Source organism: Rugamonas rubra (assembly GCF_900114705.1).
Classification (GTDB): Bacteria; Pseudomonadota; Gammaproteobacteria; order Burkholderiales; family Burkholderiaceae_D; genus Rugamonas; species Rugamonas rubra.
In genome coordinates this window covers 91,942-113,856 of sequence record NZ_FOTW01000018.1, presented here as the reverse complement: position 1 = coordinate 113,856, position 21,915 = coordinate 91,942, and the positions used below count along the sequence as shown (strand labels likewise).

Genomic DNA, 21,915 nt, shown 5'->3' with positions numbered 1-21,915 from the left:
GGCGCTTGGAAAGTTCATACTACGTCACGGATTGCATGGGGAAACTCTCACATTCCCACCACCGGAGAATTCATTTCGGCAAAGCGAAATGCAAGCTTGGCAGAAGCATCAAGCAAGCTTGTCGAAAGGTTTACGAGAGGTTGAAGCTGGCAGAGAGGGAGTAGCCTTCGCCGTAGGCGCTGCGCAGCGGCAGGTCCTGGCCGAGGCCGGTGCGGGCTTTTTTGCGTAAACGATACACCAGCATGTCGACGCGGCGGCCGGCGTCCGGATCGTCGCCGCCGATGCCGGCCACGATGACCTGGCGCGGCACGGGCCGGGTGTTAATGGTCAGCAAGTGGAGGAAGTTGCATTCCTTTTCTGTCAGCGTGATCGCCATGCCCTGCAGCTCGAGCTGGCGGGCGCTGACCTTCAGCGTCCACTTGCTGGGCAACGGCACCGGGTCCTGCGGGCCGACGCGGCGGTCGAGCGCCTCGATGTGGGCGGCCAGCTCGGGGAACTTGATCGGCTTGGTCAGGTAGTGGTCGGCGCCCAGGCGCAGGCCGAGGATGCGGTTGTCGAAGGCGACCCGGCCGGTCAGCACCAGCAGGCCGATCTGCGGATATAGCTGGCGCATGCGGGGGATGACGTTGAAGCCGTCCTCGTCGGGCAAACCCAGGTCCAGCACCACCACGCCGACATTCCCCTGGCTCAACGCGGACCACATATCGCTGGCGTTGTTGGTGATGTGCACTTCGTGTTCCAGCTCAGTCAAGAACTCGGCCATTTCTTCGGCGTAGTCCAGATTGTCTTCCACGATGAGTATTTGCGTCATTGATGCGCCATTCGTTTTGATTATTGAGCAAGCGTGCTCAGTTCCGCCCTCTGGCATAGTCAGTTTGCGTCTGGGAATTATCACTGCTGCAATCGTCCGGCGCAAGGCTTTTCCCGGCAACAGCAGCTATCGGCAGCCAAATCCGAAATTCAGTGCCGCTTTCAGAAACATTTCTTGCGCTGAGGCTACCGCCGTGGACCTCCACCACGGCGCGCGCCATGTACAGGCCCAGGCCGGAACCCGGTACGGCTGCTGCGTTACTTCCACGGAAGGACTTGTCGAAGACGCGCGCCAGCTCGTCGGCGGGCAGGCCGGCGCCGTGGTCGCGCACCAGGAACTCGATGCCGCCCTCCGTTGCTTTTTTGCCTAGCAGTTCGATGGCGCTGCCGTCCGGCGTGTACTTGATGGCGTTGTCGAGCAGGATGTCGAGGCACAGGCGCATGCCGTTCGGGTCGCAGCGCAGCCGCGCCGGCAGCTCGACGCTGCGCGCCGTCAGCTGCAGGCGGCGCTTGCGGCCGGCCGCCGCGACGGCCTCGAGCAGCTCGGCCGGGGCGATCTCGTCGGCCTGGCGCTGGCGGCCGATGCTGGCCATGCGCTCGGGCGACAGGTAGTCGTCGAGCATGGCCAGCAGGCGGTCGACCGCCTCGCCGATCTTGCGGTAGCGCTTGCGGGTGGCCTCGTCGTGGTGGCTGCCGGTCATCTCCAGACGCTGGATGGCGCCGTCGATGGTGGCCAGCGGCGTGCGGAACTCGTGCGACAGCATCGAGGCGAATTTCTTTTGCTGGACGAGCTGCTCGCGGCGCGGGCCGATGTCGCGCAGCACGCCGAGCAGGGTGGAGGGGCGGCCTGCGGCACCGTCGAGCACGGTGGACTCGATCTCCACCGCCAGCACCACGCCGTCGGCGCGCGCCAGCTCGGCCTCGCGCAGCAGGCGGCGCCGGCTCTGGTCGCCGGCGGCCAGGCGCACCAGGCGGGCCGGCAGTCCGGCCAGCAGCGTGGCGGCCAGTTGTTGCATGTGGGGGTTGTCATGTTCGTGGCCCGCCTCGGCGGCGAAGCCGAACAGGCGGCAGGCGGCGGGACTGAGGTAGCTCAGGCGCGGGCCGACCGGCCCGGCCAGGTCGACCATCCAGCTGATCTCGCTGGTGTGCGCCAACAGCAGGCGCAGCCGCTCCACCTCCTGGCGGGCGCTGCTCAGCTCGGCGGCGAGCTGGGGATCGGTGGGCGTTGTCGATTCGAACATTTTGAGTATCGGAAACTATCCGGTCCCCAGTATAGACGGGCTATTCGGCCAGTGGGGCAAAGATCTGCTGCAGGTCCTCTTGCGTCAAGGCCATCTTGTGCGATTCGCCCTCGGCCAGGATGGATTGCGCCAGGTCGGCCTTCTTCTGTTGCAGGATCTGGATTTTTTCCTCCAGCGTGCCCTTGGCGATCAGCTTGTAGACGAACACCGGCTTGTCCTGGCCGATGCGCCAGGCGCGGTCGGTGGCCTGGTTCTCCGCCGCCGGGTTCCACCACGGGTCGTAGTGGATCACCGTGTCGGCCGCCGTCAGGTTCAGGCCGACGCCGCCGGCCTTCAGGCTGATCAGGAAGATCGGCACGGCGCCCTGCTGGAAGGCGGCCACTTGGGCGCTGCGGTCCTTGGTGTCGCCGGTCAACAGGGCGTAGGGGATGTCGCGCTCCTCGAGCTCCTGCTCGATCAGCTCGAGCATGCTGGTGAACTGCGAGAACACCAGGATCTTGCGGTTCTCGTCGAGCAGGTCCTCGACCATCTGCATCAGGTCGATCAGCTTGGCCGAGCCGGCCGTCTGCTTCTTGGCCGGCAGCGACTTGACCAGGCGCGGGTCGCAGCATACTTGGCGCAGCTTGAGCAGCGCCTCGAGGATGACGATCTGGCTGCGCGCCACGCCCTTGCGGTCGATCTCCTCGCGCACCTTCTGGTCCATCGCCAGGCGCACCGTCTCGTACAGGTCGCGCTGGGCGCCGGTCAGCTCGACCTTGCGCACCATCTCGGTCTTGGGCGGCAGCTCCTTGGCGACGCTGTCCTTGGTGCGGCGCAGCAGGAAGGGCTTGATGCGGCGGTTCAACAGGGCGCGCCGCAGCGGGTCGTCCTGCCGCTCGATCGGGTGGCGGAACTGGCTGTTGAAGCCCTTCTCGTCGCCCAGCAGGCCGGGCAGCAGGAAGTGGAACTGCGACCACAGCTCGCCCAGGTGGTTCTCCAGCGGCGTGCCGGACAGGCACAGGCGGTGCCGCGCGCGCAGCAGGCCGGCGCTCTGCGCCGCCTTCGAGCGGGTGTTCTTGATGTAGTGCGACTCGTCGAGGATGACCAGGTGGAAGTCGTGCTCGCGCAGCTTCTCCTCGTCGCGCGGCAGCAGCGCGTAGGTGGTCAGCACCAGGTCGGCCTCGGCGATCTGGTCGAACTGGGCCAGCCGGTCCTTGCCTTGCAGCAGCAGCACGCGCAGGCCGGGGGCGAAGCGGGCCGCCTCGTCCTGCCAGTTGCCCATCAGGCTGGTCGGCGCGATGACCAGCGCCGGTGCCGTCAGCCGGCCCGCCTCTTTTTCCACCAGGATGTGGGCCAGGGTTTGCACCGTCTTGCCCAGGCCCATGTCGTCGGCCAGGATGCCGGCCAGGTTGTACTCGCGCAGGAACTGCATCCAGGCCAGGCCGTCGGACTGGTAGTCGCGCAGCGTGGCGCGCAGGCTGGCCGGCGTGGCCACCTTCTTCACCGCGCCGAACTGGTTGAGGCGGCGGCCCATCGCCAGCAGCTCGTCGGCGCCGCTCCAGCGCAGCTCGAGCTGGCGCGCCAGCTCGTCGAGGCGGGCGGCGTCCAGCGTGGCCATGCGCAGGGTGGTTTTGATCTTGTCGCTGAAATACAACTCGCCCAGCGTCGCCAGGATCGGCCGCACGCGCGCCCACGGCAGGGCGACGCGGCTGCCGTCGGCCAAGGTGGCCAGCATCTGGTCCTCGTCGCCGTGCGCCGCCAGCACCTTGGGGTTGAAGTCGTTGGGCGCGTTGCGGATCATTTGCACCAACACCGGCAGCAGCGCCACACGCTCCTGGTTGACCACGATGCCCAGCTCCAGCTCGAACCAGGCGTTGCCGCCGTCGGCCTCGTCGGCCTCGACGTCGGCGTACCAGTCGTCGACCTGGCTGAGGTCGTAGCGGTATTTGGCCGCCTTCTCGACGCGCCAGCCCTGCGCCGCCAAGGTGGCGATGGCGTCGGCGGCGAAGCGTATCCACTCGGCCTGGCTGGGCAGCAACTGGGCGCCCTTGACGCTGCTCAGCGGCAACTGGGCGGGCTTCTTGAAGCCCAGCGCCTGCAAGGTCTGCAGCGCCACCGCCTCGGCGGCGGCGTCGCGTTCGATGATCTCGGTCACCTCGCCGCGCTGGCGCACCACGCGCTGCGCCGGGTCGAAGGAGACGCGCTCGCCGTCGTAGTCGTAGGACAGCACGGCGTAGTCGTGCCAGCGCTGCACGCTGCCGTCGGCCAGCATGGCGGCGTCGAGCACCAGCACCGGGCGCGGCGCGACGTCCTGGCGCACCCGCTGCGGCAGCGGCTGCGGCAGCGGCATCAGTTGTTGCAGGCCGTGCGCCAGCAGCAGTTGCGACACGCGCACCTTGTCGTTGGCGGTCAGCAGCGGCGCCTGCGCCACCAGCGCCTGCAGCTCGGCCAGCGGGATGGCGGCGCCGCCTTGGTTCAGGTTGAGCACGCCGCAGGACAGGTTGTCGATGTACCACGGCGGGTCGGTCGGCAGCATGTAGTCGATCTGGTCGGCGCCGTGGTGGCGCGCGCCCTCGGCGGCGGCGACCTGCCAGCCCAGGCGCAGGCCCTTGCCCTCCTCGCGCCACACCAGGTTGGCCTGGCGCAACACGCCGCCCTTGAGCGGATACACCAGGCCGTTGCCGACGTCGGCCCACGAATTCGCCCACAGCAACTTGTCCTGCTCGGCCAGCATCTGCAGCAGGGCCGCGCCGATCTTGCCGCGCGGCTCGGTGGCGCTGCCGGTCTGCGAGGCGGCGCCGCTGCGCATGGCGACGAAGAAGCGCACCAGGTCCTCGTCGCCGGGCAGCAGGAAGCTGGGCGGCGCCGACAGCAGCGAGAACACCTCGCTGACCGGGCTGGCGGCGGCGACGTCGCCGTTGGCGCGCAGGCGCGCCTTGTACAGGCACAGGGCGACGTGGCGGCCGCCGCTGGTGGGCGCCATCACGTAGATCAGGCGGTACTGGGTCTGGGCCTGCCCCTGGCCTTGGCCGGCGGCCGGCTTGGCGTCGGGCTCGACGGCGGCGGGCAGCTTGGGTTTCGGATGGGCGGCCGCGTCCACCCGCTGCAGCCAGGTGGCGACCGCATAGGACAACTGGGTCGCCGGCACGCTGGCCGGGGCGGAAACGGCGGGAGCTTCAGGGGCGTCGTCGCGGGTAAAATCCATAGGGCGCATTGTTGTTCAAATCTGCTTCAAAAACGGCAACAGGCAATATTATCCGCCATAGACGGCTCCGTGTTTGCGTAATATTCAATGTCGGTGCTGCGCACAGTCCTTTTGGACTGTCAAGACTGGCACATTCGCGGCGATTGCGTATGATTCCGAGCTTGACCGCTTAGGATAGCCACCCATGTTGCCTTCAATCGAACAACGTCTTGCCCTCGAACTCGCCGCCAAACCGGTGCAGGTCGCCGCCGCCATCGCCCTGCTCGACGAGGGCGCCACCGTGCCCTTCATCGCGCGCTACCGCAAGGAGGCCACCGGCGGCCTGGACGACATCCAGCTGCGCCTGCTCGAGGAGCGCCTGCGCTACCTGCGCGAGCTGGAGGAGCGGCGCGCCAGCATCGTCGCCTCGATCACCGAGCAGAACAAGATGACGCCGGAGTTGTTAGATGCCGTCATGCACGCCGAAGACAAGACCCGGCTGGAGGATTTGTACCTTCCATACAAACAAAAACGCCGCACCAAGGCGCAGATCGCCATCGAGGCGGGCCTGGCGCCGCTGGCCGACGCCCTGCTGGCCAACCCGGAACTGACTCCTGATATGGAAGCCAACAAGTTCCTGCGCGAGGCCTTCACCACCGCCGAGGGCAACAATGCCGGCGTCGCCGACACCAAGGCGGCGCTCGACGGCGCCCGCCAGATCCTGATGGAGCGCTTCGCCGAGGACGCCACCCTGCTGCAGGCGCTGCGCGAATACGTGCTCGACCACGGCGTGGTCGAATCGAAGGTGGTCGAGGGCAAGCAGGACGAGGGCGAGAAGTTCGCCGACTACTTCGACTACTCCGAAACCATAGCCACGGTGCCCTCGCACCGCGCGCTGGCCCTGCTGCGCGGCCGCCGCGAGGGCATCCTCGACGTCGTGCTGCGGCTCGACACCGAGGCCGAGAAGCCGAAGTGGGACGCGCCGCACAACCCCTGCGAGGGCCGCATCGCCGCCCGCTTCGGCATCAAGAACCAGGGCCGCGCCGCCGACAAGTGGCTGGCCGACACGGCGCGCTGGACCTGGCGCGTGAAGAGCTTCATGCACCTGGAGACGGAACTGATGGGCGCGCTGCGCGAGCGCTCCGAGCTCGACGCCATCAACGTCTTCGCCACCAACCTGAAGGCGCTGCTGCTGGCCGCGCCGGCCGGCCAGCGCGCCACCATGGGCCTGGACCCGGGCCTGCGCACCGGCGTCAAGGTGGCCGTGGTCGACGCCACCGGCAAGGTGGTCGACACCGCCGTCATCTACCCGCACCAGCCGAAGAACGACTGGGACGGCTCGCTGCACACCCTGGGCAGGCTTGCCGCCAAGCACAACGTGTCGCTGATTTCGATCGGCAACGGCACCGCCTCGCGCGAGACCGACAAGCTGGCGCAGGACCTGATCAAGCAGCACCCCGAGCAGAAGATGACCAAGATCGTCGTCTCCGAGGCCGGCGCCTCGGTCTACTCGGCCTCCGAGTTCGCCTCGCGCGAGCTGCCCGACATGGACGTGTCGCTGCGCGGCGCCGTCTCGATCGCGCGCCGCCTGCAGGACCCGCTGGCCGAACTGGTCAAGATCGACCCGAAATCGATCGGCGTCGGCCAGTACCAGCATGATGTGTCGCAAAGCCAGTTGGCGCGCTCGCTCGACGCCGTCGTCGAGGACTGCGTCAACGCCGTCGGCGTGGACGTCAACACCGCCTCGGCGCCGCTGCTGGCGCGGGTGTCCGGCCTGTCGGCCACGGTGGCGCAGTCGATTGTCACCTTCCGCGACCTGAAGGGCGCCTTCACCTCGCGCGCCGGCCTGAAGGCCGTGCCGCGCCTGGGCGACAAGACCTTCGAGCAGGCCGCCGGCTTCCTGCGCGTGATCGGCGGCGACAACCCGCTGGACGCCTCGGCGGTGCACCCGGAATCGTATCCGCTGGTCGAGAAGATACTCGGCGACATCAAGAAGGACATCAAGGCGGTGATCGGTGAGACGGCCCTGATCAAGAGCCTGAACCCGGCCAAGTACGCCGACGAGAAATTCGGCGTGCCGACCATCAGCGACATTTTGAAGGAGCTGGAGAAGCCGGGCCGCGATCCGCGTCCCGAGTTCACCACCGCCACCTTCAAGGAGGGGGTCGAGGAGATCCGCGACCTGCGTCCGGACATGATCCTCGAGGGCGTGGTGACCAACGTGGCCGCCTTCGGCGCCTTCGTCGACATCGGCGTGCACCAGGACGGTTTGGTGCACATCTCGGCGCTGTCGAACACCTTCGTCAAGGACCCGCACAGCGTGGTCAAGGCCGGCCAGGTGGTGCGCGTCAAGGTGCTGGAGGTGGACGAGAAGCGCAAGCGCATCGCCCTGACCATGCGTTTGACCGACAGCGCGCCGCAGGCCGGCGCCAAGCCGGAGCAGCGCGGCGACCGCAACGACCGCAAGAGCATGGGCGTGCAGCAGAAGCAGCAGGCGCGCCAGGAGCCGGCCGGCGGCAGCATGGCGGCCGCCTTCGCCAAGCTGCGCGGCTAGCCTTTATGGGCCGTGGCGCCAGCGCCAGGGTCAGACCCTGAGGGTCTGACCCTCGGTTTGCCGTCGGGCTCCGCCGGCCCAGCCAACGGCCCGCCAAGGAAACCCGCAATTAGTCAGCAAGCGCCCCGCCGCGCCATCCGCCAAGCTGATTAGCCCCCTCGCCGGCGTTTTTGTATAAAATGTCGGCATCTATCATTTTTTACCCTGAGGCAGCCATGAGCGACGTACAAACCTGGATCAAAGAAACCGTGACGAGCACGCCTGTCGTGTTGTTCATGAAGGGCACCGCCCAGTTCCCGCAGTGCGGCTTTTCCGGCCGTGCCATCCAGATCCTGAAATCCTGCGGCGTCGAGAACATCGCCACCGTCAACGTGCTGGACGACGCCGAAGTGCGCCAGGGCATCAAGGAATACTCGAACTGGCCAACCATTCCCCAGCTCTACATCAAGGGCGAGTTCATCGGCGGTTCGGACATCATGAACGAAATGTTCGAGTCCGGCGAGCTGAAGGCCCTGCTGGATGCCTGATCGACCGCGGCGGATTGTTCTCGCCATCACCGGCGCCACCGGCGCGGTGTATGGCGTGCGTCTGCTGCAACATCTGCAACACCATGCCGGCGTCGAGACGCATTTGATCGTCTCCGACGCCGCGCTCCTCACCCTGCACCAGGAAACCGGGCTACAGCGGCGCGATGTCGAAGCCCTGGCCCACGTGGTGCACAAACAGCGCGACGTCGGCGCGGCCATCGCCAGCGGCTCCTTCCAGTCGGCCGGCATGATCGTCGCCCCCTGCTCGATGAAAACCCTGGCCTCGGTGGCGCACGGCCTGTCCGACAACCTGATCGCCCGCGCCGCCGACGTGGTGCTCAAGGAACGCCGCCGGCTGGTGCTGATGGTGCGCGAAACGCCGTTCAACCTGGCGCACCTGCGCAACATGACGGCCGTCACCGAGATGGGCGGCATCATCTTCCCGCCCTTGCCGAGCTTCTACCACAATCCCAAGAGTATCGAAGAGATGGTCGACCACACCGTTGCGCGGGTGCTGGACCTGTTTGACATACAACATGCGTTGGCGCCGCGCTGGGGCGGCATGAAGGAAGGCAGCATCGCGCCGGCGACGGACGACGACACCGGCGACGCCTGACAACTAGGCGGCGTGGCGGCTACTCGCGCATGGTGTGTGGGGGGGAACTGCGCGGCGCGCTGGCGCCAAAGTGGATAGGGTAAAGCAGGCGGCGCCGTGCGCCGCAAAGGCGCGGCGGACGGTAATTCAGCCCGGCGGTGCTAGCCCGCCGGCTGATGCAGCAATCCAGGGCCGTTTCCGCGGCTTGGAACTAGCGTTTCTCGAACTGGATTCCACTCGCCAACTTCAAATCCCTGGCTTCCTCGACCATGCGGCGGTGCGCGATGCGCTTGCGCATCACTTCCGCGTGCTGGGCGGCGGTCATCGGTGGAACGGTCATCAAATCTTTTAGCTGCGCTACATTGCTGTAATTACTTTTCATAAGACGGCTCAAATGTTGGCTCCGTAGTGAATGCTGCACTGTCGCAAAAACTCATGTGATTATGAGCCACTATTCGAATGCACGCTGCTTCCGCGATCATTCTTGCCCAAAAGAATTACCATCCAGACTAAGCTTCTCTATTGTGCACTAGTTTCGTGTCGAAATCGTGACAATTCGCAAACGTGGCGGCCTGCACAAGGCGCCCGCGGCGGCCGGCGGGGCAAAGTGGTATGGTCGTTCACCCACAGGAAAAACAGACAGTTTCCAGGCGGAAAGCCAGCAAACATCAGGGCTGGCGCGGGCATGACCGGTCCGGCGCAACCGAACAAAAACCGGTAGCGGTCTTATCCGGAAGGCAGTTCTGCGGCGGCGCGGCGGATTGCCAAAAAGACAAACAAGATGCCGTATGGCGACACTAAAAAGCTACTTTTGGTAGTTTACGCGCACCAGCATGCGGATAAATTCACGGGCGATTTGCCGGTGGTGCTCGTCGAGGCGCTGCAAATCGGCGATCAGCTTGACGTCGGCCGACTCAAAGCGGGCCAGCGCGGCGGAATTATCGCCGGTCGGCGCGACCGCGTCCGGGCCGCCGAAGCGCAGCCACTCGGCCGGCACGCCCAGCCATTGCGCGATCATGCGCAGCTTCTCTTGGGTCGGAATAGCCTCGCCCACCAGCCATTTGCGGGCGGCGTGGACGGTGATCGGGCGGCCGTCGAAGCGAATATTGAATTCGCGCGCCAGGCGGGTCGGGCTGTCGGGGGAGTAGTGGGCGTTCTTGAGCGCCTGCTGCAGGCGCTGGCTGAAGCTTTCGCGTTCATTAGAAGAATTCATAGTTGCACTATTTCATGTTGCGACATGAAAGTCAGTCTCTTGGCTGGCTGCTGGGAATGCAACAAAACCGGCTGTTAAATTGAACAAGTATCGCTCCCTGCCGGCACGGGAGGCCGTGGCGGCGACCGAATAATATTTTGTGCATTGCGTCAAAACAGGGCAAACACCATGTTCGGCCGTGCCCGGGAGGCTTGTCGATACAATAACACCTTGCACGCCTCAGCGGGCCGGAATTTCAGCGGAATCCGGCCCTTTGACCACACTTACTTGCAATTTGCTATGCTGGCTCGCTCAGGCGGAAGCGTATGATGCCGTCCGGCCCTATTTCGCGTCGCACGATACCGTCGTGCCACAGCTTGTGCAGGTGGGCCAGGGCCTCGCCGAGGGCGAAACTGAGCTGGTGGGCGTCCAGCGCGCGCTTGAACATCAGCGGCACGATGTCGGCCGCCGACTGCCATTGCCGGCAGGCTTGCACCACCTCGGCCAGGCGCTCGACGTGGTGCGCGCGCAACTGGGCGATGCGGATGTGCAGGCCACGGAAGGGCCGGCCGTGCGAGGGCAGCACCAGCACGTCGTCCGGCAGTCCGGCGAACTTGCCCAGCGAGTCAAGGTACAGGGTCAGCGGGTTGGCCTCCGGCTCGATGGCGAACACCGAGACGTTGGTGGAGATGCGCGGCAGCACCATGTCGCCGGAGATCAACACGTTCAGCGCGGCGCAGTACAGCGCGGCGTGCTCGGGGGCGTGGCCGAAGCCGGTGACGACCCGCCATTCATGGTCACCAATGACAACCGACTCTCCGTCCTGGATGCGGGTGTAGGCGGCCGGCACGGCCGGCACCAGCGAGGGGTAGTAGTTTTTGCGGCTTTGCATCTTTTCCAGCATGTCCGGGTCGCTCAGGCCGTGGCGGCGGAAATGCGGCAGCGCCGCCGCGTTGTCGACCCCGGGCAGGGCCGCCGCCATCATGCGGGCGAAGGCGTATTCGCCGGTGGTGGCCCACAGCGGCGCCTGCCAGCGGCGGCACAACCAGTCGGCCAGGCCGATGTGGTCCGGATGGCAATGGGTGGCCAGCACGCGGCGCAGCGGCAGGCCGTCCATGCCGCCGGCGAACACCGCCTCCCAGGCGGCGCGCGTGGCGTCGCTGGCCACGCCGCAGTCGACCGCGCACCAGCCGGCGCCGGCGCCGACCTCCGCTTCCGCGCCGGGGCCGGCCGCGCCGAGGCCGGCGAACTCGTCGCGCAATAGCCACAGATTGATGTGGTCCAGCGCGAACGGCAGCGGCATGCGCAGCCAGCGCAGCCCGGGCACGATCTCCAGCACCGCGCCGGTGGCCGGCAACTGGTCGCCGAGAGGGTAGGAGAGCTGGGCTTCGAGTGGATTCATTTTTTATCTTTCACGCGCTACAATGCGATTGACGTTGACGTAAACGGAAGTTCCCGCCCATTGTAGGCCGCTTCGCGCCGCCGCGTCCCTTCCTCACTTTATACCGCCAGCCCACACAATGCCGACCTATACCATTACCGAACTGTCCCGCGAATTCGACATCACGGCGCGCGCGATCCGCTTCTACGAGGACCAGGGTCTGCTCAGCCCCTCGCGTGAGGGCGCGGGCGGGCGCAACCGCGTCTACACGCCGCGCGACCGCACCCGCCTCAAGCTGACCCTGCGCGGCAAGCGCCTCGGCCTGTCGCTGTCGGAGATCAAGAGCCTGGTCGACATGTACGAGTCGCCCAAGGACACCAGCGCGCAGATGAACCGCTTCCTCGGCGTGCTGGCACAGCACCGCGAAACGCTGGAACAGCAGCGCGAGGACATCGAAATGTCGCTCAGCGAGATCACCGCCCACGAGGACGAGTGCCGCCGCCTGCTGGCCGCCATCGCCAACGGCAAGGGCGAACCGGCCGCCGCCGACTGAGCCGCCCCGCCGTCATCAAATCTTCACTTTACCGCGCGCCGCTTTACGTTTACGTTAACGTCACTCCGGCGTATCATTGACGCTTCAACTAAAACCACAACACGAGGATGACATGCTCCATCTCCCAGGCCTGACCTTTGACCACGGCGAAGACATCGCCGCCCTGCGTGAAGCGGTGCAACAGTTCGCCGCCGCCGAGATCGCCCCGCGCGCCGCCGAGATCGACCGCAGCGACCAGTTCCCGATGGACCTGTGGCGCAAGATGGGCGAGCTGGGTGTGCTCGGCGTCACCGTCGGCGAGGAGTACGGCGGCGCCAACATGGGCTACCTGGCCCACATCGTGGCGATGGAGGAGATCTCGCGCGCCTCGGCCTCGGTCGGCCTGTCCTACGGCGCCCACTCGAACCTGTGCGTCAACCAGATCAAGCGCAACGGCAGCGAAGAGCAAAAACGCAAATACCTGCCGAAACTGATTTCCGGCGAACACATCGGCGCGCTCGCCATGTCCGAGCCGAACGCCGGCTCCGACGTGGTCAGCATGAAGCTGCGCGCCGACCTGAAGGGCGACCGCTGGGTGCTCAACGGCACCAAGATGTGGATCACCAACGGCCCCGACGCCGACGTGCTGGTGGTCTACGCCAAGAGCGACCTGGCGGCCGGCGCCAAGGGCATGACCGCCTTCCTCATCGAGAAGAGCTTCGCCGGCTTCTCGGTGGCGCAAAAGCTCGACAAGCTGGGCATGCGCGGCTCGCACACCGGCGAGCTGGTGTTCGAGAACTGCGAGGTGCCGCTGGAAAACGTGCTGGGCGGCGAGGGCAAGGGCGTCAACGTGCTGATGTCCGGCCTCGACTTCGAGCGCACCGTGCTGTCCGGCGGCCCGCTGGGCATCATGCAGGCCTGCATGGACGCGGTGGTGCCGTATATCCACGATCGGCAGCAATTCGGCCAGCCCATCGGTGAATTCCAGCTGATGCAGGGTAAGATTGCGGATATGTACTCGACCATGATGGCGTGCAAGGCATATGTGTACGCCGTCGGTCAGGCTTGCGACCGGGCCAAAACCCCGGAAGCGGTCCGCCAGCTGCGCAAGGACGCGGCGGGAGCCATTTTGTATAGCGCGGAAAAAGCGACCTGGATGGCCGGCGAGGCGATCCAGACGCTGGGCGGCAACGGCTACATCAACGAGTATCCGGTCGGCCGCCTGTGGCGCGACGCCAAGTTGTACGAAATCGGCGCCGGCACCAGCGAAATCCGCCGCATGCTGATCGGTCGCGAACTGTTCGCGGAAACCAAGTAGGCAGGGCGCGCGCATTAGCTGGACTGATATCGCCGGCGATTTTATTAGACCAGCTAATGCACCCCTAGCGCCCCCTAGCGAGACGGACCCATGACCCAAGCCGCTTTTCCCAAACTGCTGAGCTCGCAGATCGCCTTCGACATCGCCCGCACCATCCGCGACGGCTTCGACAAGCACTACCGCCTGTTCCGCGACACCAGCCGCCAGGCCAAGATCCACTTCGAGCAGGGCGACTGGGCCACCGCCCAGCAGGCCGCGCGCGAGCGCATCGGCTTCTACGACCAGCGCGTGCAGGAATGCGTGCATTTGCTGGAGGACGAGTACGACCACTCCGAGCTGACCGACGAGGTGTGGCGCGAGCTCAAGCTGCACTTCATCGGCATGCTGTCCGACCACAAGCAGCCCGAGCTGGCCGAGACCTTCTTCAACTCGGTCTGCTGCAACATCCTGCACCGCACCTATTTCCACAACGACTTCATCTTCGTGCGCCCGGTGGTCTCCACCGAGTACATCGAGACCGAGGAGCTGGCGCCGACCTACCGCGTCTACTACCCCGGCACCGACGGCCTGCGCTTCACGCTCAAGCGCATCATCACCAACTTCCAGCTCGACGCCGCCTTCGCCAACCTGGACCGCGACGTCGAGCAGGTCGAGACGCGGCTGCGGCAGATCTTCGGCAGCAACAAGATCGAGCCGAACCACCAGATCCAGGTGCTGTCGAGCCTGTTCTACCGCAACAAGGGCGCCTACATCGTCGGCAAGGGCATCAACGGCAACAAGGAATACCCCTTCGTCGTGCCGATCCTGCACAACCGCAACGCCGAGCTGATCCTCGACACCGTGCTGTTCGACCAGGAGCAGATCACCGTGCTGTTCTCCTTCACCCGCGCCTACTTCCTGGTCGACATGGAGGTGCCCTCGGCCTATGTGCAGTTCCTGCGCAGCCTGCTGCCGCGCAAGCCGCGCAGCGAGATCTACACCATCCTCGGCCTGCAGAAGCAGGGCAAGACGCTGTTCTACCGCGACTACCTGCAACACCTGAAGCACTCGTCCGACCAGTTCGAGATCGCCCCCGGCATCCGCGGCCTGGTGATGCTGGTGTTCGCCCTGCCGTCCTTCCCCTACGTGTTCAAGGTGATCAAGGACTTCTTCCCGGCGCCCAAGGAGACCACGCGCGCGCTGATCAAGGAAAAATACCTGCTGGTGAAGAACCACGACCGCGTCGGCCGCATGGCCGACACGCTCGAGTACTCCAACGTGGCCTTCCCGCAGCACCGCTTCACCGAGGCCCTGATCGCCGAACTGAAGCACTTCGCCCCCTCCCTGGTGGAGGAGGACGGCGAGCAGCTGATCATCAAGCACCTGTACATCGAACGGCGCATGGTGCCGCTCAACATCTGGCTGTCGAACGCCGAGAAGGAGGGCGACGACCTGCAGATCGAGCACGGCGTGCTGGAGTACGGCAACGCCATCAAGGAGCTGGTGGCGGCCAACATCTTCCCCGGCGACATGCTGTACAAAAACTTCGGCGTGACCCGCCACCAGCGCGTGGTGTTCTACGACTACGACGAGATCGAGTACATCACCGACTGCGTCTTCCGCGACATCCCCGAGGCGCGCACCGACGAGGAGGAGATGTCGGCCGAGCCCTGGTATCCGATCGGCAAGCACGACGTCTTCCCCGAGCAGTTCGGCCGCTTCCTGCTGGGCAACGCCAAGATCCGCCGCTACTTCATGAAGTACCACGCCGACCTGCTGACCCGGGCGTGGTGGCAGGCGCGCAAGCAGCGCATCGCCGACGGCTATGTCGAGGACGTCTTCCCGTATCCGCAGAACATCCGTTTCAGCAACCAGCACCAACCCACACCCACGGCGACGGTGACGCCGCCACCCTTCATGGAGACTCTTGAAAATGAATGATCCTATCGTAATCGTCGGTGCCGCGCGCACCCCCATGGGCGCCTTCCAGGGCGACTTTTCCAACGTCAACGCCAGCGACCTGGGCGCGGTGGCCATCAAGGCCGCCGTCGAGCGCGCCGGCGTCAAGCCCGAGGCGGTCGAGCACGTCTACTTCGGCAACTGCCTGATGGCCGGCCAGGGCCAGGCCCCGGCGCGCCAGGCCGCGCTGAAGGCCGGCCTGCCGACCTCGGCCGCCGCCGTCACCCTGTCCAAGATGTGCGGCTCGGCCATGCAGGCCACCATCTTCGCCCACGACGCCCTGAAGGCCGGCAGCGCCGACCTGATCGTCGCCGGCGGCATGGAGTCGATGACCAACGCGCCCTACCTGGTGCCGAAGGCGCGCGGCGGCTACCGCATCGGCCACGGCATGATCTACGACCACATGATGCTCGACGGCCTGGAGGACGCCTACAGCAAGGACGAGAAGGGCAACGGCCGCTCGATGGGCACCTTCGCCGAGGAATGCGTCAGCACCTACAAGTTCACGCGCGAAGCGCAGGACGCCTTCGCCATCGCCTCGGTGCAGCGCGCCCAGGCGGCGGCGGCCGACGGCAGCTTCGCCTGGGAGATCGCGCCGGTGACCGTCTCCGGCCGTGGCGGCGACACCGTCATCGACAAGGACGAGGGCCCGCTGAAGGCCAAGATCGAAAAGATCCCCTCGCTGCGCGCCGCCTTCAAGAAGGACGGCACCATCACCGCCGCCTCCTCGTCGTCGATCAACGACGGCGCCGCCGCCCTGGTGCTGATGCGCGCCTCCAGCGCCAAGGAGCAGGGCCTGACCGTGCTGGCCACCATCGTCGGCCACGCCACCCACGCCCAGGCGCCCAACCTGTTCACCACCGCCCCGGTCGGCGCCATGCAAAAGCTGTTCGCCAAGACCGGCTGGAGCAGCGCCAGCGTCGACCTGTTCGAGGTCAACGAAGCCTTCGCCGCCGTGCCGATGGCCGCCATGCACGACCTCGACATCCCGCACAGCAAGATCAACATCCACGGCGGCGCCTGCGCCCTGGGCCACCCGATCGGCGCCTCCGGCGCGCGCATCATCGTCACCCTGATCGGCGCGCTGCGCAAGACCGGCGGCAAGCGCGGCGTGGCCGCGCTGTGCATCGGCGGCGGCGAAGCGACGGCCGTGGCGATCGAACTGGCCTGAGCGCCCAATCCAGGGTCAGACCCTAGGGTCTGACCCTATGGCCCGCCCCGTCAAAACCCCGGGGTCAGTGCCGACATTCGGACACGGGCTCAGGCAGAAGACCAGTCCGGCAAGCGGTATTTGTCCGATTGTCGGCACTGACCCCGACTGCTGAGCGTGCTTGCTGGAACACTGAATCGGGCGGCATTTTGGGGACAGGGGCTTGCCCGATCCCGCCCGACTTTTCACTTGGAGCTGACAACATGCCCACCGCACTGATCATCGGCGCCTCGCGCGGCATCGGCCGCGAGCTGGCGCGGCAATACCTGGCCGACGGCTGGCGCGTCATCGCCACCGCGCGCACCACCCCGGATTGCGACGCGCTCGCCGCGCTGGGCGCGGAAAGCCACCTGCTCGACGTCACCAACCTGGAGTCCTGCGCCGGCCTCGGCTGGAAGCTCGAGGGCGAGCAGCTGCAGGTGGTGTTCCTCAACGCCGGCGTCTACGGCCCGCGCGACGACGGCTTCCCACTGCAGTCCGACTTCGACAACGTGATGCACACCAACGTGCTGGCGGCGATGCGCCTGCTGCCCATCATCGCGACTATGGTCTGCGCGGCGCGCGGCAAGCTGGCCGTGCTGTCCTCGCACATGGGCTCGCTCAGCGAGCGCGGCAACGCCAGCGGCTCGCTGTACCGCGCCAGCAAGGCGGCGCTGAACTCGGTGCTGATCGACACCGCCCTGACCTTCGGCAACAAGGGCGCCACCTGCGTCGCCTTCCACCCCGGCTGGGTGCGCACCGACATGGGCGGCGCCGAGGCCGACATCTCGGTCGAGGAGAGCGCCAGCGGCATGCGCGCCACCCTGGCCAAGCTGCCGCACAACGACCACGCGGTGTACCGCAACTACGACGGCCGGGTGATCGGCTGGTAAGGCCGGCCACGCGCCGGCCCACGCAACACCCCAGAACAACGACAACACACTGAGACCCCATGATACTGAGCGACGAACACAATATGATCCGCGACGCCCTGCGCACCTTTGCCCAGGAGCGCCTGGCGCCCAACGCGGCGCGCTGGGACAAGGAGCACTACTTCCCCAAACAGGAGTTGAAGGAGCTGGCGGCGCTGGGCGCCTTCGGCGTGGCGGTGCCCGAGGCGCTGGGCGGCGCCGGCCTCGACTACGTCTCGCTGGCCCTGGTGCTCGAGGAGATCGCCGCCGGCGACGGCGGCACCTCGACCATCATCTCGGTCAACAACTGCCCGGTGTGCAGCATCGCCATGATGTACGCCAACGACGCGCAGAAGGAGCAATGGCTGCGTCCGCTGGCCCAGGGCGACATGCTGGGCGCCTTCTGCCTGACCGAGCCGCACACCGGCAGCGACGCCTCGGCGCTGCGCACCACCGCCGTGCGCGAGGGCGACGAGTACGTGCTCAACGGCGTCAAGCAGTTCATCACCAGCGGCAAGTACGCCGACGTCGCCATCGTCATGGCGGTGACCGACAAGGCGGCCGGCAAGAAGGGCATCAGCGCCTTCTGGGTGCCGACCTCGGCGCCCGGCTACATCGTCGCCGGTCTGGAGCAGAAGATGGGCCAGCACTCCTCGGACACGGCGCAGATCCTGTTCGAGAACTGCCGCATCCCGGCCGGGAACCTGATCGGCGAGGAGGGCCAGGGCTACAAGATCGCCCTGTCCGGCCTGGAGGGCGGCCGCATCGGCATCGCCTCGCAGGCGGTCGGCATGGCGCGCGCCGCCTACGAGGCCGCGCTGCACTACGCGCGCGAACGCGAGAGCTTCGGCAAGGCCATCTTCGAGCACCAGGCGGTGCAGTTCCGCCTGGCCGACATGGCCACCCAGATCGAGGCGGCGCGCCAGTTGATCCGCCACGCCGCCTCGATGAAGGACGCCGGCCTGCCCTGCCTGAAGGAGGCGGCGATGGCCAAGCTGTTCGCCTCGGAGATGGCCGAGCGGGTCTGCTCGGACGCGATCCAGGTGCACGGCGGCTACGGCTACGTGTCCGACTTCCCGGTCGAGCGCATCTACCGCGACGTGCGCGTCTGCCAGATCTACGAGGGCACCAGCGACATCCAAAAAATCCTCATCGCCCGCGCCTTGTAACGCACGACACCAGCGACATACGGACGAAAAAAAAGACAGGAAACCCTGTCTTTTTCTGGCTAGAGACTAGCTTATTTTGCTGCTGCGGCTGGCGCGCCTGCTGGTGCCGCTGGTGCTGCCGGCGTTGCCGCTGGCGTTGCTGCGGTGGTCACCTTGGCAGCTTCCTTCGGTTCGGTTTTGGCCTTGGCCGCCTTGTGATGCGACTTCTTGACCTTGGCTACTTTCGCCTCTGGCTTGGCCGCTTCGCCGCCGGCTTTCACTTCGCCGGTGCTGGCCGCTTGCTTGGTCTCGGCCTTGACGAGCGCCTTGGTTTCGCCCTTCACTGCGGCCTTACTTTCCTTGGTCGCCGACTGGGCGGCGACCGGCGCGCTGCTGGCGGCGGTGGCGCTGGCGACTGGCGCCGGTGCTTGGGCGAAAGCGGCGGTGGCGAACAGGGTGGCGATCAGGCTGGCGATGATTTTGCTCATGATATAAATCCTTTACATTGTTTTCGGTGTGGTGGGAACAAGTCCCGTTTTAGTTTTTGTTACTGCGTCTTGCGTGTTGGTGCTGCTCAATCCGGTCCGGCTTATTTGCTGACAGGCGCGGCTTTCGCTGGTTCCGTCGTCGCTACCTTGGCGGCTTCGGTGTGCGGCTTGGTTTTGCCGTCGTCCTTGTGGTGTTCTTTGCTTTTCTCTGCTTTGGCTTCGGCCTTGGTTTCGGCTTTCACCTCGGTCTTGGCGGCGGTCTTGGCCTCGCCTTTGACTTCGGTTTTTGCCGCAGGCTTCGCTTCGGTTTTGACGACGGCCTTGCCGTCTTTCACGTCGGCTTTGACCTCGCCTTTGCTGTCCTTGGTGTCGGCTTTGACCGCGACGGGTGCGCTCTTGGCGGCGACGGTGGCGGTGCTGGCGGCAGGCGCTTGAGCGAATGCGGCGGTAGCGAACAGGGCGGCGATCAGGGAAGCGATGATTTTGTGCATGATGTAATCCTTATCTGGTTTTTCGGCGCCGGGACAATTCCCGTATCACTGAGCAGAAAACGGCGGCCGCCACGGTTGAGTTGACGGCTATTACATACGCTTACCGAGTCTTACATCCGCTTACAACTGGGCGGAAAGTGGAAAATGCGAAAAAAAGGGTGAACTCAACTGAGCTCACCCATATTCGAATCAACGTACCTGAATTGGAATCTGAATCACCGGTTGCAGCATTTCCAACTGCGTCCGATATCGCCGAACAATCCTATCGTACAGGTCAGGAATGTCAGGGGCATGAACTGTTACCACCAATGCATAAGGCATTCGACCTGGCGTCGCCGCAATCCCCCCCGCCTCGCGCGCGTTATAGTGAATGTCGAACACTGGATTTTTTAACTTAGCGCCGTCAATTTCGATTGACCGATGAATCGTGGTCTCCCACTTAGCAAGGTCATCTCGCAATTCAATTTCATCCACGTACCTATAAATATCACTCTTAAAGAAGGGGGCAGAGTCCGCATACTTTTGCTTGGCATCCTTCTTCGCCGAATCGTTAGGCCGGAATGTAACCTCAAGCCCACTGCGCGTGTAATTCACAGGATCTTGGGCATCTGTCTCGGATGCAAAGCAGAAAGTAGCCTTAAGAGTCAACTTTCCAGCCAAAGCCCCAGCCGGCACAGGGATAGATGCTCGCAAATACTTAGACGGCTCGAGCTCACCTTGATAGATGATGTGAGCTGTGTTGTCATCACACGTAATCAAGTCTTCAACACTCTCACGAATACGCCCCCAACCAACCTCTCCATGATCATGCTTAGCACGCTCACAGTGATGAATGAGAAGCGCTTTAGCCGCGAGCGGAGAGATTGGCGTCCCTAGTATTGCACGCATACTTATCCCCAGCCGAAGTGCCGCAGGCGATGAAAAACTCGTGCCCGTGGTGCCCTCCAACATCCCCGACTCACCAAGAACGACGAATGGCTTACTACTCACTCCGCCAAAGAAAACTGCATCTGGTTTAATCACACCCGGATTCCTACCTGGACCAATCGCACTATACGGCGCACGCTGCCACTTTCCTGAAATAGCGTCACATGCGCCAATTGACATCGCATTGACACAATCAGATGGGGGCTGCACTCGCGCCAGACCTGCTGCAGCATCAGCTTCACCATTGTTTCCAACAGCGATAGTTGCCAATGTATTACCATCAGCTAAGTAGCTATCAAGGACCGCTGTCCAAACATGAATCTCATCATCCTCAATCGGCATATCTGGGCCAAGACTAAGATTAATGAAATCATACTTATTCGTGGCAAGAACACCATGAATCCGTTGAATAACATCGAACAATTGCATTTGTACGTCATTTATTCCAGACGCTTCATCAAGTACACGCCAATGATCTACACGACAAGGGGGTTTAGTGATTGCCCCCCCATCACCTAAGTGGCCAAACAACAGTGCAGAAGTAACATGTTGACCATGCGACAGATACGCAGGTACTGTTTTACCAATTCCTTTTGGTTCCTTCGCAGTAGCCCATGGTGTCAGCACGGAATTTGCCGGTAGACCACCATCGAAAATTGCCACTCGCACGTTCGCGTCTAAAACGGAACTATCCGATAACCCAAGTAATGGCGTCCTGTGGCTATCGGATTCAATCCCCATGGTGTTCTCAACAACGCGCAGTTTCGGCATTTCACGAGCGACACGCAAGAAGGAAAATTGAGCAACTTGACTAACTTTTTCTTCGGTAGTTCTAATTGGAAGAAAGCACAACCCGCCTACATGAATGCGCCTGTCCAGATCTGCCTTAATTCCCAATTTAGCAAGGTACTGTGCAAAGCCGGAAATTATGAACTGAGACTCAGGCAAGGCACTCGCGTGCAGAACAACCTCAAATAGTGGTTGATCTTGATCACCGAGCAAAGGTCTAACGCGGTCTTCTGCAGCCATATAGTAAATATCTTCAAGTTCTATAAGCTCGCTTGCACCGCGTGTCTGCTCCGTCCAATTCGAGAGGTAATTCGCCCAATCGGCGAAATAACGCCTTGGACCAGAAACGAACAATTCTGTAGTGACTGCAACATCCTTATGCCGCTTCTTTCCCCACTTTTCAGGACGAACAGAGCGCCTACGGCTGCCTACATGCCGTAGTCCAACTGCTCCCAACAGATCTGCGGGGAAGTATGATTTTGCAATGTATGACGGATGGAGTGTAAGAACAGCAACGACTTGTTCATTGGGACAAGCCAAGTCTGGCAATTGCTCAATTTCTCTTACAAGATGATCGAGCTTTGGCTTTAACCGTGCTTGCGCTTCCTGAAACGTATAGGGGTGCGACTTTGGTCCACCTCCCCCAGGTGGAAGTATCTTTGCCGTCAACCGTTCACCGTACCCAAGAAGGAAATTCTTCCGCTCTGCCATACTTAGCTCC

Annotated in this window: 18 protein-coding genes; 9 read left to right on the top strand and 9 right to left on the bottom strand. The window is 64.2% G+C overall.

The annotated features are described in order from the left end of the window. Positions 1–130: 130 nt before the first annotated feature. The 3 genes from BM252_RS19095 to BM252_RS19085 are packed head-to-tail and all read right to left on the bottom strand — an operon-like array spanning position 131 to position 5,235. The gene (locus BM252_RS19095) at positions 131–811 is read right to left on the bottom strand and encodes a response regulator transcription factor (RefSeq protein ID WP_093389265.1); all 681 of its coding nucleotides are present in this window, start codon (positions 809–811) and stop codon (positions 131–133) included. A 37-nt stretch (positions 812–848) separates the two neighbouring features. Next, the gene (locus BM252_RS19090) at positions 849–2,051 is read right to left on the bottom strand and encodes a PAS domain-containing sensor histidine kinase (RefSeq protein ID WP_093389264.1); all 1,203 of its coding nucleotides are present in this window, start codon (positions 2,049–2,051) and stop codon (positions 849–851) included. A 40-nt stretch (positions 2,052–2,091) separates the two neighbouring features. After that, positions 2,092–5,235, bottom strand: coding sequence for a DEAD/DEAH box helicase (locus BM252_RS19085; protein ID WP_093389263.1), 3,144 nt, complete (start codon positions 5,233–5,235; stop codon positions 2,092–2,094). A 184-nt stretch (positions 5,236–5,419) separates the two neighbouring features. Here BM252_RS19085 and BM252_RS19080 point away from each other — a divergent pair, with 184 nt between their 5' ends. The 3 genes from BM252_RS19080 (at position 5,420) to BM252_RS19070 (ending at position 8,911) form a co-directional block, all read left to right on the top strand. Next, positions 5,420–7,768 (top strand): Tex family protein, encoded by a 2,349-nt coding sequence (locus BM252_RS19080; RefSeq protein WP_093389262.1) that lies wholly within the window; start codon positions 5,420–5,422, stop codon positions 7,766–7,768. A 215-nt stretch (positions 7,769–7,983) separates the two neighbouring features. Continuing rightward, a complete protein-coding gene (gene grxD / locus BM252_RS19075) occupies positions 7,984–8,295 on the top strand; it encodes a Grx4 family monothiol glutaredoxin (protein ID WP_093389261.1) in 312 nt (103 codons plus the stop codon). Further along, a complete protein-coding gene (locus BM252_RS19070) occupies positions 8,288–8,911 on the top strand; it encodes a UbiX family flavin prenyltransferase (RefSeq protein ID WP_093389260.1) in 624 nt (207 codons plus the stop codon). The genes grxD and BM252_RS19070 overlap by 8 nt, the downstream gene beginning before the upstream one ends. A 190-nt stretch (positions 8,912–9,101) precedes the next feature. Here the strand turns inward: BM252_RS19070 and BM252_RS31120 are convergent, their stop codons facing one another. The 3 genes from BM252_RS31120 to BM252_RS19060 all read right to left on the bottom strand — a co-directional run bounded on the left by BM252_RS31120 (position 9,102) and on the right by BM252_RS19060 (position 11,484). Continuing rightward, positions 9,102–9,272 (bottom strand): hypothetical protein, encoded by a 171-nt coding sequence (locus BM252_RS31120; RefSeq protein WP_174900588.1) that lies wholly within the window; start codon positions 9,270–9,272, stop codon positions 9,102–9,104. Positions 9,273–9,695: 423 nt separating this feature from the next. After that, positions 9,696–10,103, bottom strand: coding sequence for a hypothetical protein (locus BM252_RS19065; protein WP_174900587.1), 408 nt, complete (start codon positions 10,101–10,103; stop codon positions 9,696–9,698). A gap of 277 nt (positions 10,104–10,380) precedes the next feature. Next, positions 10,381–11,484 carry an MBL fold metallo-hydrolase gene (locus tag BM252_RS19060; protein WP_093389259.1) on the bottom strand — a complete coding sequence of 368 codons (1,104 nt, stop codon included), beginning with the start codon at positions 11,482–11,484 and terminating at the stop codon, positions 10,381–10,383. A gap of 118 nt (positions 11,485–11,602) precedes the next feature. Here BM252_RS19060 and BM252_RS19055 point away from each other — a divergent pair, with 118 nt between their 5' ends. The 6 genes from BM252_RS19055 (at position 11,603) to BM252_RS19030 (ending at position 18,520) form a co-directional block, all read left to right on the top strand. Further along, positions 11,603–12,016, top strand: a complete 414-nt coding sequence (locus tag BM252_RS19055; protein ID WP_093389258.1) for a MerR family transcriptional regulator — start codon at positions 11,603–11,605, stop codon at positions 12,014–12,016. Positions 12,017–12,128: 112 nt separating this feature from the next. After that, on the top strand, positions 12,129–13,313 hold the full coding sequence (locus BM252_RS19050; RefSeq protein ID WP_093389257.1) for an isovaleryl-CoA dehydrogenase: 1,185 nt from the start codon (positions 12,129–12,131) through the stop codon (positions 13,311–13,313). Between the two features lie 90 nt (positions 13,314–13,403). After that, positions 13,404–15,233 (top strand): bifunctional isocitrate dehydrogenase kinase/phosphatase, encoded by a 1,830-nt coding sequence (gene aceK / locus BM252_RS19045; protein ID WP_093389256.1) that lies wholly within the window; start codon positions 13,404–13,406, stop codon positions 15,231–15,233. After that, positions 15,226–16,422 carry an acetyl-CoA C-acyltransferase gene (locus BM252_RS19040; protein WP_093389255.1) on the top strand — a complete coding sequence of 399 codons (1,197 nt, stop codon included), beginning with the start codon at positions 15,226–15,228 and terminating at the stop codon, positions 16,420–16,422. Before aceK ends, BM252_RS19040 begins: the two co-directional genes overlap by 8 nt. A gap of 242 nt (positions 16,423–16,664) precedes the next feature. After that, entirely contained in the window at positions 16,665–17,333 is a 669-nt protein-coding gene (locus BM252_RS19035; RefSeq protein WP_093389254.1) for an SDR family oxidoreductase, read from the top strand. A gap of 59 nt (positions 17,334–17,392) precedes the next feature. After that, a complete protein-coding gene (locus BM252_RS19030; protein ID WP_093389253.1) occupies positions 17,393–18,520 on the top strand; it encodes an acyl-CoA dehydrogenase family protein in 1,128 nt (375 codons plus the stop codon). 71 nt (positions 18,521–18,591) lie between these two features. Here BM252_RS19030 and BM252_RS19025 read toward each other — a convergent pair whose 3' ends face one another. From BM252_RS19025 to BM252_RS19015, 3 genes are all read right to left on the bottom strand, one after another. Beyond that, positions 18,592–18,987, bottom strand: a complete 396-nt coding sequence (locus BM252_RS19025) for a hypothetical protein (protein ID WP_093389252.1) — start codon at positions 18,985–18,987, stop codon at positions 18,592–18,594. A gap of 101 nt (positions 18,988–19,088) precedes the next feature. Next, positions 19,089–19,478 carry a hypothetical protein gene (locus BM252_RS31115; RefSeq protein ID WP_174900586.1) on the bottom strand — a complete coding sequence of 130 codons (390 nt, stop codon included), beginning with the start codon at positions 19,476–19,478 and terminating at the stop codon, positions 19,089–19,091. A 189-nt stretch (positions 19,479–19,667) separates the two neighbouring features. Further along, on the bottom strand, positions 19,668–21,905 hold the full coding sequence (locus BM252_RS19015; protein WP_093389320.1) for a S8 family peptidase: 2,238 nt from the start codon (positions 21,903–21,905) through the stop codon (positions 19,668–19,670). Positions 21,906–21,915 lie beyond the last annotated feature (10 nt).

What these genes read in the sequence shown, in the direction of transcription:
- BM252_RS19095 (WP_093389265.1), bottom strand. Translation starts at nt 811, where the DNA reads ATGACGCAAATACTCATCGTGGAAGACAATCTGGACTACGCCGAAGAA.
- BM252_RS19090 (WP_093389264.1), bottom strand. Translation starts at nt 2,051, where the DNA reads ATGTTCGAATCGACAACGCCCACCGATCCCCAGCTCGCCGCCGAGCTG.
- BM252_RS19085 (WP_093389263.1), bottom strand. Translation starts at nt 5,235, where the DNA reads ATGGATTTTACCCGCGACGACGCCCCTGAAGCTCCCGCCGTTTCCGCC.
- BM252_RS19080 (WP_093389262.1), top strand. Translation starts at nt 5,420, where the DNA reads ATGTTGCCTTCAATCGAACAACGTCTTGCCCTCGAACTCGCCGCCAAA.
- grxD (WP_093389261.1), top strand. Translation starts at nt 7,984, where the DNA reads ATGAGCGACGTACAAACCTGGATCAAAGAAACCGTGACGAGCACGCCT.
- BM252_RS19070 (WP_093389260.1), top strand. Translation starts at nt 8,288, where the DNA reads ATGCCTGATCGACCGCGGCGGATTGTTCTCGCCATCACCGGCGCCACC.
- BM252_RS31120 (WP_174900588.1), bottom strand. Translation starts at nt 9,272, where the DNA reads ATGAAAAGTAATTACAGCAATGTAGCGCAGCTAAAAGATTTGATGACC.
- BM252_RS19065 (WP_174900587.1), bottom strand. Translation starts at nt 10,103, where the DNA reads ATGAATTCTTCTAATGAACGCGAAAGCTTCAGCCAGCGCCTGCAGCAG.
- BM252_RS19060 (WP_093389259.1), bottom strand. Translation starts at nt 11,484, where the DNA reads ATGAATCCACTCGAAGCCCAGCTCTCCTACCCTCTCGGCGACCAGTTG.
- BM252_RS19055 (WP_093389258.1), top strand. Translation starts at nt 11,603, where the DNA reads ATGCCGACCTATACCATTACCGAACTGTCCCGCGAATTCGACATCACG.
- BM252_RS19050 (WP_093389257.1), top strand. Translation starts at nt 12,129, where the DNA reads ATGCTCCATCTCCCAGGCCTGACCTTTGACCACGGCGAAGACATCGCC.
- aceK (WP_093389256.1), top strand. Translation starts at nt 13,404, where the DNA reads ATGACCCAAGCCGCTTTTCCCAAACTGCTGAGCTCGCAGATCGCCTTC.
- BM252_RS19040 (WP_093389255.1), top strand. Translation starts at nt 15,226, where the DNA reads ATGAATGATCCTATCGTAATCGTCGGTGCCGCGCGCACCCCCATGGGC.
- BM252_RS19035 (WP_093389254.1), top strand. Translation starts at nt 16,665, where the DNA reads ATGCCCACCGCACTGATCATCGGCGCCTCGCGCGGCATCGGCCGCGAG.
- BM252_RS19030 (WP_093389253.1), top strand. Translation starts at nt 17,393, where the DNA reads ATGATACTGAGCGACGAACACAATATGATCCGCGACGCCCTGCGCACC.
- BM252_RS19025 (WP_093389252.1), bottom strand. Translation starts at nt 18,987, where the DNA reads ATGAGCAAAATCATCGCCAGCCTGATCGCCACCCTGTTCGCCACCGCC.
- BM252_RS31115 (WP_174900586.1), bottom strand. Translation starts at nt 19,478, where the DNA reads ATGCACAAAATCATCGCTTCCCTGATCGCCGCCCTGTTCGCTACCGCC.
- BM252_RS19015 (WP_093389320.1), bottom strand. Translation starts at nt 21,905, where the DNA reads ATGGCAGAGCGGAAGAATTTCCTTCTTGGGTACGGTGAACGGTTGACG.